Here is a 10,733-nt window from a genome sequence, read left to right as displayed (position 1 = left end):
CAGCGCCTCCACGCCGATCGGATCGATGTTCAAGCTCGGCATCTCGGGCGCCCGCCTCACCCGCGACGGCTTCGGCCGGAACCGCTATCTCGGGATCGACAATTACAACAAGAATGTCTGGGCCGGCCGGGCCACGCTGGAGTTCGAGACGCCCGACGAGAAGATGTCGGTGCGGATCACCGGCGACTATACCCATGACAAGTCGAACCCCCGCAACGGCCACCGCCTGATCCCGGGCCTGCTCACCGGCTCGCCGGTGCTGAGCAATGTCTTCGACACCAATGCCGGTCTCAACAGCCCGAAGAACGACGTCCAGGCGGGCGGCATCTCGATGACGGTCAATGCCGAGGTCAGCGACCTGATCACGCTGCGCAGCATCAGCGCCTATCGCGAGGACACGTCGTACACGCCGATCGACTTCGATTCGACGCCCTCGGTCGATGTCGACGTGCCGGCCTATTACAAGAACAACCAGACCAGCCAGGAATTCCAGGCGCTGATCCATGGCGGCAAGATCAACGGCATCCTGGGCTTCTACTATCTGGGCGCCAAGGCGACGACCGGCTTCGGCGTGCTGCTGTCGACCACCCTGCCCGGGTTCAACGCCTATACCGCCGGCGACGTGCGCACCGAGACCAGCTCGATCTATGGCGACTTCACCTTCGATTTCACGCCGCAGCTCAGCCTGACGCTCGGCGGCCGCTACACCTGGGACCAGCGCCGGAGCTATGTCTTCAAGGCGAGCTATTTCGGCCTGACGCCGGACTTTGGCGGCACCCCGATCCCGGTCGGCGCGCCGTCCACCGATTTCCGCGGCACCGCCAATTTCAAGCGCTTCACGCCGCGCGCCACCTTGAGCTTCAAGCCGAGCGCCGACCACATGGTCTATGCGTCCTATTCGGAAGGCTTCAAGGGCGGCGGCTTCGATCCGCGCGGTTCGGGCACGTCGGCGCCGATCAGCAACCCGTCGGCGGGCCGCACCTATCAGGATATCTACAATTACCTCTCCTTCGATCCGGAGACGGTGAAGAGCTATGAGATCGGCTGGAAGGGCGCCGCGTTCGATCGCCGCCTGAACTGGTCGCTCGCCGGCTTCTATTCGAACTATTCGAACGTCCAGATCCCGGGCTCGGTCGGCTGCCTGATCAACAATGTCCAGAGCTTCTGCGGCATCACCACCAACGCCGCCAAGGCCGACATCAAGGGCGTGGAACTCGAGACCAACGCCGTGCTGGCGCGCGGCTTTGCCGGCCCGGGCTCGAGCGTCTTCATCAATGGCGCGCTCGGCTATATCGACGCCAAGTACAAGCGCTTCATCGGGCCGACCGGCACCGATGTCGCCAATGTCCGCGTGTTCCAGAACACGCCGGACTGGACGCTGGCGGGCACGCTCGGCGCGGCGCTGCCGATCGGCGGCGGCGACCTCAACGCCACCACCACCGTGTCCTATCGCAGCCTGACCCATCAGTTCGAGACGGCCAGCCCGTTCCTCGACCAGCCGGGCTACACGCTGCTCGACGCGCACCTGGTCTATAATTTCGGCGGGGGGCGCTACTCGATCGGCATCCACGGCAAGAACCTGACCGACGTGCGCTACAAGACCGCCGGCTATCAATATATCAAGGCCAACCTCGCCGGGCAGCCGCTCGACGCGACCATACCGGGCAACGTCATCACCAACGGCACCGGCTATGTGCCGACGCTGGGCAAGGAAGGCGTGGCGACCGCTTTCTACGGCAATCCGCGGCAGATCTTCGGCTCGTTCAGCGTCAAGTTCTGAGCCGCGCACGATCCGTGAACCCAATGAGCCGGACGTCCCATTGACGTCCGGCTCTTTTCTTGCCGAGATGCTGCCATGAACGCTCCCGCTTCAAACCCCGCGAGCCGCCCCGGCTATCGCGGCGTCGTGCTGGCGATGCTCCTGCTCGTCTACACCTTCAATTTCCTCGATCGGCAGATACTGGGCATCCTCGCCAAGCCGATCATGGAGGATCTGCACCTCACCAAGACCGAGTTCGGGGCGATCGGGGGCCTGGCCTTCGCGATCCTCTACTCGGTGCTCGGCGTGCCGCTCGCCTATCTCGCCGACCGGACCAGCCGGTCGGGCGTGATCGCCGGGGCGCTGGCGGTGTGGAGCGCGTTCACCGGGCTGTGCGGCATCGCCACCGGCTATTGGCAGCTGTTCCTGTTCCGCCTGGGCGTCGGCGTCGGTGAAGCGGGGGGCGTGGCGCCATCCTATGCGGTGATCGCCGACTATTTCCCGCCCGAGCGGCGTGCCCGGGCGCTCGCCATCTATTCGCTCGGCATTCCGATCGGGCTGGCGCTCGGCACGCTGCTCGGCGCCTATATCGCCGCGCTGGTGAACTGGCGCGCGGCGTTCATCACCATGGGCGTGATCGGCCTGGTGATCGCGCCGATCTTCCGCTGGGTGGTCCGCGACGTTCCGCGCCCACCCGCCCGCGAGGGCACCGCCGGCGCGCCGGTGAGCGCCGTGTTCGGCATCCTGGCCGGCAAGCCCGCCTTCTGGCTGCTCGCCTTCGGCGCCTCGTGCAGCTCGCTGTGCGGCTATGGCCTGGCGCTGTGGACGCCGCTCGTGCTGATGGGCAATTTCGGCTTCGACCTGGTGGCGACCGGCCAGTTCATGGCTTCGCTGCTGCTGATCGGCGGCACCGCGGGCGTGTTCGCCGGCGGCTGGTTCGCCGACCGGCTCGGCAAGGGCGACCGCGCCTGGTACGCCTGGCTGCCCGCCATCGCCTGGCTGCTCACCGCGCCGCTCTTCGCGATCGGCTTCCTCACGTCCAACCCCTGGATCGCCTGGCCGCTGCTGATCATCCCCAATGGGCTCAACATCCTGTGGCTGGGCCCGGTGACCACCGCCGTGCAGCATATGGTGCCGCAGCACATGCGCGCCACTGCCTCGGGCAGCTTCCTGCTGATCAACAACCTGATCGGCATGGGCCTTGGCCCGCTATTGATTGGCTTCCTGTCCGAGGAGCTGAAGGCGAGCTATGGCGCCGATGCGCTGCGCTATGGCGCGGTGTTCTGCCTTGGATTCTATGTGCTCGCCGGCATCCTCGCGCTGCTCGCGGCCCGGCACGTGCGCAAGGGCTGGGTCGACTAGAAGCGCCGCCACCTAGGTAGTTTCCCGACTCGGCGGATTCCGGAATCGCGCAAATTACGAATTTGCACGATTCTGCAAAGGCGTTCCGAAAGGATGCCTTTCCGGGACGGCCGGGCGGGGATGGGACCGCCCGGCCACCCTGGACGCCGGCGATCAGCGCTCGCGCGTCGCCGCGAACTTCACCCTGGAATAGCGATCGGCGACATAGCCGACTTCCCAGTTCGACTTGGCCATGAACACCGGGTTGTCGTCGCGATCCTTGGCCATGGCGCCGCGGTTGAGCGCGACGAAGTCGGCCAGGTCCTTGGGATCCTCGGCCGAGATCCAGCGCGCGGTCTCGAACGGCGCGACTTCCAGCCCGGCCGCCACCTTGTACTCGGCCTCGAGCCGGCTGATCAGCACGTCCAGCTGCAGCTGCCCCACCACGCCGATCACCCAGTTCGAGCCGATCTCGGGATAGAAGACCTGAGTCACCCCTTCCTCGGCCATGTCGTCCAGCGCCTTGCGCAGCTGCTTGGTCTTGGTCGGATCCTTGAGCACTACCCGGCGCAGGATCTCCGGCGCGAAATTGGGCAGGCCGGTGAAGCGGACGTCCGCCTTCTCGCTCAGCGTGTCGCCCACGCGCAGCACGCCGTGATTGGGGATGCCGATGATGTCGCCGGGGAACGCCTCGTCGGCCAGTTCGCGCTCGCGGGCGAAGAACAGGATCGGCGAGTGGATCGCGATCGCCTTGCCATGCCCGGTCGGCGTCAGCTTCATGCCGCGCTTGAAGGTGCCCGAGACCAGCCGCATGAACGCGATGCGGTCGCGGTGATTGGGGTCCATATTGGCCTGGACCTTGAACACGAAGCCGGTGACCTGTCCCGCATCGGGCGAGACCGGCGCCGGCTCGGCCGGCAGCGCATGCGGCGGCGGCGCATGGGTGGCGATCGCGTCGATCAGCGAATCGACGCCGAATTCCTTCAGCGCCGAGCCGAAATAGACCGGAGTCAGGTCGCCATGCCGATAGGCCTCGGCATCGAATGCCGGATAGCCGGCCTGGGCCAGCTCGACATCCTCGCGCAGCCTGGCGAGGTTCTCGGCCGAGAGGATCGCGTCGAGCTGCGGATCGTCGAGGCCGCTGGTCTGGACCACCTTGCCATGGAATTCGCGGCTGTCGCCCTCGGGCAGCAACAGGCGGTTGGTGGCGAGGTCGAAGATCCCCTCGAAGGTGCCGCCCATGCCCACCGGCCAGGTCATCGGGCACACGTCGAGCGCGAGCAGGTCGGCGATCTCGTCGAGCGTCTCGAAGACATGGCGGCCTTCGCGGTCCACCTTGTTGACGAAGGTGATGATCGGCACGTTGCGAAGGCGGCAGACCTCGAACAGCTTGCGGGTCTGGCTCTCGATGCCCTTGGCGACGTCGATCACCATCACCGCCGAATCGACTGCGGTGAGCGTGCGATAGGTATCTTCCGAGAAATCCTCGTGGCCCGGCGTGTCGAGCAGGTTGAAGGTGATGCCGCCCCGCTCGAAGGTCATCACCGAGCTGGTGACCGAGATGCCGCGCTGCTGCTCGATCTTCATCCAGTCCGATCGCGCGCGCCGGGCGGCGCCGCGCGCCTTCACTTCGCCGGCAAGGTGGATCGCGCCGCCGAACAGCAGCAGCTTTTCGGTCAGCGTGGTCTTGCCCGCGTCGGGGTGCGAGATGATGGCGAAGGTGCGGCGGTCGGAAACTGGCATGGTGGCGGGCCCTTTAGCGGGTCAACCGGCCAGCGTCACTCTCATCGTGAAGGTCCTCGCTTCGCCCGGCGCATAGCGCTGCATCAGCGGCTTGTCCCAGATCTCGCCGGTGAACCCGTGCGGGTCGGCGATGCCGTGCCAGGGCTCGATGCAAAGATAGCGGGCGCCCGGCTTCATCCACAGCCCCAGCGCCGGCGTGTCGGGGAAATCGCAGACCAGCTGCGGCCCGCCCTCGGCGCCATAGGCGAGCGACTGGCTGCGTACCGGATTCCACACCAGCGCATCGCGCTCGAACAATGCGTCGTGCAGCGCGAGCACTTGCCCCTCGACCGGGCTTTCCCAGCCGCCGGCATCCATCCAGCCGCCCTTGACGATCGCCGCCAGCTGGCCCCGCTCCTCATCGGCGAAGGTGATCCGGTGCGCCGCCTTCGCCGCGCCATAGGGGAGCGGCCAGGCAAAGGCGGGGTGGAAGCCGAAGCTCGCCGGCATGTCGACATCGCCGGTATTGGTGACGGTGACGTCCATCGCGAGCGTCGCGCCCTTCAGCGAGAAGGCCGCGTCGAGCGCGAAGGCGAAGGGATAGGCTGCCCGGGTCTCCGCATTGTCGATCAGCCGCAGCACCGCCCGATCCGGCGCCTGGTCGATCAGCGCGAAATTCTGGCGCCGCGCGAAGCCATGCTGGGGCAGCGCATATTCCTTGCCGTCCAGCCGGTATCTGTCGTCCATCAGCCGCCCGACGATCGGGAAGAGCAGCGGCGCCCGCCCGGCCCAGAAGGCGGGGTCGGCATCGGTCATCAGCGCGCGGCCGCCGGCATCGCGCAGCGACCAGAGCTCCGCGCCCAGCGGGTTGATGACGGCGGCGAGCGCCTCCGAGCCGATCTCGATCATGCCTCGCGGTGCACGGCGAAGCCCTGCCAGCTCTGGTTGACCGGCATCAGCTCGAGCGCGTTGATGTTGAGGTGCGGCGGCAGCGTCGCCACCCACAGGATCGTCTCGGCGATGTCCTCGCCCGTCATCGGGCTCACCCCGGCATAGAGCTTGTCCGACACGTCCTGGCTGCCGGTGCGCACCAGCGTGAACTCGGTCTCGACCATGCCCGGTTCGATCGAAGTGACGCGCACCCCGGTGCCGTGCAGGTCCGCCCGCAGGTCCAGGCTCAGCTGGCGGACGAACGCCTTGGTTGCCGCATAGACATTGCCGCCGGGATAGGGATAGGTCGCCGCCACCGAGGAAAGGTTGATGATCGCTCCCTTGCGCGCGATCAGCCCGGGCAGCAGCTTGTGCGTGATCGAGACGAGCGCGACGATGTTGGTGTCGATCATCGTCTTCCAACTGGCGAGCGACGCCCGCTGCGCGGGCTCCAGGCCCAGTGCCAGCCCGGCATTGTTCACCAGCAGGTCGATGTCGCGAAAGCCCTCGGGCAGCCCGTCCAGCGCTGCATCGCGCGCCGCCTCGTCGCGGATGTCGAAGGCGAGGACATGGACATTGTCGCGGGCGAGCGCCGCCAGCCGATCCTCGCGCCGCCCGGTGGCGACGACGTTCCACCCCGCATCGGCAAAGGCATGGACGCATGCCTCGCCGATCCCCGCGGTGGCGCCGGTGATGAGTGCGGTGGGCATTGGGCTGCTCCTTGTCGATATCCTGCCGCGCCTATGGTCAATCCGTGCGACGGCTGCAATTGTCCGTGCGGGAGGGGGCGGGCATGGAAGCGCTGAAAATCATCGGATTCGCGATATTCGCCGCGATTGCCTATGGCGTGCTCCACGATCAGGTGACCGCGCATCTCTGTGTCGAATATTTCACGATCGGGCATCCGCCGATCTTCCCGACCAGTTCGCCCTTCCTGCTTGCGCTGGGCTGGGGCGTGGTCGCGACCTGGTGGGTCGGGCTGCCGCTTGGCGTCGGGCTCGCCGTGGCGGCCCGGGCGGGGCGTGCGCCCAGGCTCTCGCTCGCACAGCTGCGCCGGCCGATCCTGTTGCTGATGCTCGGTTGCGGTGCGCTCGCGCTGTTGGCCGGGATCGCCGGCGCGGTCGGGGCCGCGCTGGGCTGGATCCGGCTCGTCGGTTGGCTCGTCGAAGTCGTTCCCTCCGAGAAGCACGTCGCCTTCCTTGCCGACCTGTGGGCACACAGCACGAGCTATGCAGGCGGAGTGCTGGGCGGGTTGGGGCTGATGGTCTGGACGTGGCGGCGGCGCCACGCCGTGCGATCGAACCATCCGTCGCCCTGAGCTTGCCGTTTCGGACGCCTGCGCGCCACGAAGGATATCCCCCGCGGCGCCCTGGGTGCCGAACCCCGGATCACGCCTGGGGCCAGGATTGCCGCGCGCCGAGACGGCCCCTCCTTCTCCCATCCGGGGGAGGAGGGGGATGCGGCTCAGCCCCGCAGCGCCGCGCCCAGCTTCGCCGCGGCAGCGACGACCTTGTCGGCGATCGCCTTCAACGCCTCGTCGGTGAAGCTCTTCTCGCCCGGCTGGAGCGTGATTTCGATGGCCAGGCTCTTCTGCCCCTCCGGCACGCCGGTGCCGGTGAAGACGTCGAACAGCCGGGCATCGACGATCGCCGCCTTGTCCGCGCCCTTCACGGCGCGGACGAGATCGCCCGCCGCCAGGCTGTCCGGCACCAGGAAGGCGAAGTCGCGCGTCACGGCCTGGAGCGCGGGCGGCGTGTAGGCCGTGCGCATGAAGCCCGTGCCGCCGCGCTTGCTGGGCAGCGCATCGAGATAGAGCTCGACCGCGGCGACATCGCCGTCGAGATCGAAGGCCTTGAGCACGCTCGGATGGACCATGCCGAACGCCGCGAGCACCGTCTTCGGCCCCAGGCGCAGCGTCGCCGACTGGCCCGGATGCCAGACATCGCCCGCCTCGCCCATCACCTGCAGGTTCGCCACCGGCGCGCCGGCGGCCTCGAGCAGCGCCAGCGCCTCGGCCTTGGCGTCGAAGGCGGTGAAGGATTGCGCCTTGCCGCCCTGCCAGCCGCGCGGGCGCTTCGCGCCGGCGAGCAGGACGCCGAGCGTCGGGCGCTCGGCCTCTGCCAGATAGCGCCGGCCAAGCTCGAACAACCGCACCGAAGGCGCGCCGCGCTTGAGGTTGCGTTCCACCGCGCCGAGCAGGCCGGGCAGCAGTGACGGGCGCATCACCTTCATGTCTTCGCTGATCGGATTGGCCAGCGTCCAGGCGCCGCCGCCGAACGGCGCCGCCTCGGCTTCGGAGACGAAGCTCCAGGTCACTGCCTCGTTGAGTCCGCGCGCCGCCGCGGTGCGCCGCAGCTTGCGCTCGAGCTTCTGCTCGGGGGTCGCGGTCGGCCGGGCCACGCCCGGCAGGCGCGAAAGCGGCGTCGAGGGGACATTGTCGATGCCCGCGATGCGGATCACTTCCTCGACAAGGTCGGCCGGGCCGTCCACGTCGCGGCGCCAGCTCGGCGCGGTGACGCGCAGCATGTCGAAGCCGCGATCGAGGTCGACAGGGTCGCCATTGCCGTCGAGCGGCTGGACGGTGAAGCCCAGGCTCTCGAGGATCTCGACCTGCCGCGCCGCCGGCACCGCGAGGCCGCCCAGGGTCTCGGCGAGCCTGGGATCGTAACCGGTGGTGATGCCCACATGCGGGAGCTTGCCGGCGCGCGTCACCGCGCTCGCCGTGCCGCCGCACAGCGCGAGCACCAGCCGCGTCGCGATCGCGATGCCGTCCTCGAGGAACGCCGGATCGACGCCGCGCTCGAAGCGCGAGCGTGCATCGCTGGTCAGGTTCAGCTTCTGGCCGGCGCGGGCGATATGGTCCGGGTCGAAGAACGCGCATTCGATCACGACGTCGGTGGTGGTCTCGGACACGCCGGTGTCCTCGCCGCCCATGATGCCGCCGATATCGTGCACGCCGTTCGCGTCGGCGATCACGGTGATGGTCTCGTCGAGCGTGTAGGTCTTCTCGTTGAGCGCCAGCACCTGCTCGCCGGCCCTGGCCTTGCGCACCGTCAGCGCGCCCGAGAGCTTCGCCTTGTCATAGACGTGCAGCGGGCGCCCCAGGTCGATCATCACATAGTTGGTGATGTCGACCAGCGCCGAGATCGGGCGCTGGCCGATCGCCTTCAGCCGGCGCTGCATCCAGTCGGGCGATGCGCCGTTGGTCACGCCGCTGACGGCCTGGCCATAATAGGCCGGGCAGCCTTCGGGTGCCTCGATCTTCACCTCGGGGCCCGCGCCCTCGCCCGCCACCGGCTCGGCATCGAGCGGCTTGAGCGTGCCGAGCCCCGCCGCGGCGAGATCGCGCGCAATGCCGCGCACGCCCATGCAGTCCTGGCGGTTCGGCGTGATCGAGATGTCGAACACCGGGTCGTTCAGATCGGCATAGTCGGCGAACGCCGCGCCGACCGGCGCATCGGCCGGCAGCTCGATGATGCCGTCATGGTCGTCGCCCAGCTCCAGCTCGCGCGTCGAGCACATCATGCCGTTCGATTCGACGCCGCGCACCGCGGCGATCTTGAGCGCCATGCCGTTCGCCGGCACGACCGCGCCCGGCGTGCCGAGCACGCCGACCAGCCCCGCTCGGGCATTGGGCGCGCCGCAGACGACCTGCAGCACCTGCGCGCCGGTGTCGACGGTCAGCACCTGCAGCTTGTCCGCCTGGGGGTGGCGCTCGGCGGTGAGCACCTTGGCGACGCGGAAGCCGTTCAGCTTCTCGCCCGGATTCTCCACGCCCTCCACTTCGAGGCCGACGCGGGTCAGCGCCTCCTCGATGTCGGTCAGCGAGGCGTCGGTATCCAGATGCTCCTTGAGCCAGCTCAGGGTGAACTTCATGCGCCCACTCCTCCGCTCAGCGTGGGCACGTCGAGCGCCGAGAAGCCGTAATGCCTGAGCCAGCGCAGATCGCCGTCGAAGAAGGCGCGCAAATCGTCCATCCCATATTTGAGCATCGCGAGGCGATCGACGCCGGTGCCGAAGGCGAAGCCCTGCCATTCCTCCGGGTCGAGCCCGGCGGCCTCGATCACCTTGCGGTGGACCATTCCGGAGCCGAGCACTTCCATCCAGCCGCCATTCTCGCTCGCGCGCGGATCGCCGCCGATCACGCGCTTGCCGTTCTGCCAGGTGAAGCCGACATCGACTTCGGCGCTCGGCTCGGTGAACGGGAAATAGGACGGGCGCAGTCGCAGCACGATGTCGTCGCGCTCGAAGAATGCCTTGAGGAAGGTCTCCAGCGTCCATTTGAGGTGGCCGAGCGTGATCCCCTTGTCGATGACCAGGCCCTCGATCTGGTGGAACATCGGCGTGTGCGTCGCGTCGCTGTCCGAGCGATAGACGCGGCCCGGCGCGATGATCCGGATCGGCGGCTTGTCGGCCATCATGGTGCGGATCTGCACCGGCGAAGTGTGGGTGCGCAGCAGGTATTTCTGGCTGCCGTCCGCCTCGCGCGGGAAATAGAAGGTGTCGTGCATCGCCCGCGCGGGATGCGTCTCGGGAATGTTGAGCGCGGTGAAATTGTGCCAGTCGTCCTCGATCTCCGGCCCGGTGGCGACCGTGAAGCCCAGATCGGCGAAGATCTCGGCCAGCTCGTCCATCACCTGGCTCACCGGGTGCACCGACCCGGCGGCGACGCCGTCCACCGGCAGCGTCATGTCGAGGGTCTCGCTGGCGAGCCGCGCGTCGAGCGCCGCCTTCTCCAGCGCCGCCTTCCGCGCCGCCAGCGCCTCGGTCACCGCTTCGCGCAGGCCATGGATGCGCGGGCCCTGTTCCTGGCGGGCCTCGGGGCTCATCCCGCCCAGCGTCTTGAGCAGGCCGGTGATCGCGCCCTGCTTGCCGAGCGCGTGCACGCGCACCGCTTCGAGCGGCTCGAGCCCCGCCGCGGCGTCGATCGCGCCGAGCAGGTCGGTGCGGAGCTGGTCCAGATCGGTCGTCATCAAATCCT

General features: G+C 68.1%; 7 protein-coding genes and 1 pseudogene (1 of these 8 running past the window's edge). 3 read left to right on the top strand and 5 right to left on the bottom strand.

Going from position 1 to position 10,733, the window contains the following annotated elements:
• Both BGP17_RS12520 and BGP17_RS12515 read left to right on the top strand, forming a co-directional pair.
• Positions 1-1,780, top strand: a pseudogene (locus BGP17_RS12520) (TonB-dependent receptor); it begins 547 nt to the left of the window's first position.
• Between the two features lie 75 nt (positions 1,781-1,855).
• Positions 1,856-3,121 (top strand): spinster family MFS transporter, encoded by a 1,266-nt coding sequence (locus BGP17_RS12515; protein WP_286712245.1) that lies wholly within the window; start codon positions 1,856-1,858, stop codon positions 3,119-3,121.
• A gap of 153 nt (positions 3,122-3,274) precedes the next feature.
• On the opposite strand, the gene BGP17_RS12510 is transcribed toward BGP17_RS12515, so the two are convergent.
• From BGP17_RS12510 to BGP17_RS12500, 3 genes are read right to left on the bottom strand one after another with little or no spacing between them, the layout of a single operon-like run.
• The gene (locus BGP17_RS12510; protein WP_286712243.1) at positions 3,275-4,843 is read right to left on the bottom strand and encodes a peptide chain release factor 3; all 1,569 of its coding nucleotides are present in this window, start codon (positions 4,841-4,843) and stop codon (positions 3,275-3,277) included.
• A 21-nt stretch (positions 4,844-4,864) separates the two neighbouring features.
• Positions 4,865-5,731: an aldose 1-epimerase family protein gene (locus BGP17_RS12505; RefSeq protein WP_286712241.1), complete on the bottom strand. Its 867-nt coding sequence runs from the start codon at positions 5,729-5,731 to the stop codon at positions 4,865-4,867.
• Positions 5,728-6,462 carry an SDR family NAD(P)-dependent oxidoreductase gene (locus BGP17_RS12500; RefSeq protein WP_286712240.1) on the bottom strand — a complete coding sequence of 245 codons (735 nt, stop codon included), beginning with the start codon at positions 6,460-6,462 and terminating at the stop codon, positions 5,728-5,730. Before BGP17_RS12500 ends, BGP17_RS12505 begins: the two co-directional genes overlap by 4 nt.
• An 83-nt stretch (positions 6,463-6,545) precedes the next feature.
• Here BGP17_RS12500 and BGP17_RS12495 point away from each other — a divergent pair, with 83 nt between their 5' ends.
• Positions 6,546-7,070, top strand: a complete 525-nt coding sequence (locus BGP17_RS12495) for a hypothetical protein (protein WP_286712238.1) — start codon at positions 6,546-6,548, stop codon at positions 7,068-7,070.
• Between the two features lie 146 nt (positions 7,071-7,216).
• On the opposite strand, the gene pheT is transcribed toward BGP17_RS12495, so the two are convergent.
• Positions 7,217-9,628 (bottom strand): phenylalanine--tRNA ligase subunit beta, encoded by a 2,412-nt coding sequence (pheT, locus tag BGP17_RS12490; protein WP_286712236.1) that lies wholly within the window; start codon positions 9,626-9,628, stop codon positions 7,217-7,219.
• The gene (gene pheS / locus BGP17_RS12485) at positions 9,625-10,725 is read right to left on the bottom strand and encodes a phenylalanine--tRNA ligase subunit alpha (RefSeq protein ID WP_167300198.1); all 1,101 of its coding nucleotides are present in this window, start codon (positions 10,723-10,725) and stop codon (positions 9,625-9,627) included. Before pheS ends, pheT begins: the two co-directional genes overlap by 4 nt.
• Positions 10,726-10,733 lie beyond the last annotated feature (8 nt).

Source organism: Sphingomonas sp. 67-41 (assembly GCF_001899725.1).
Classification (GTDB): Bacteria; Pseudomonadota; Alphaproteobacteria; order Sphingomonadales; family Sphingomonadaceae; genus Sphingomonas; species Sphingomonas leidyi.
The sequence above is the reverse complement of the archived record's forward strand: the minus strand, read 5'-3'. Positions and strand labels throughout refer to the sequence as shown.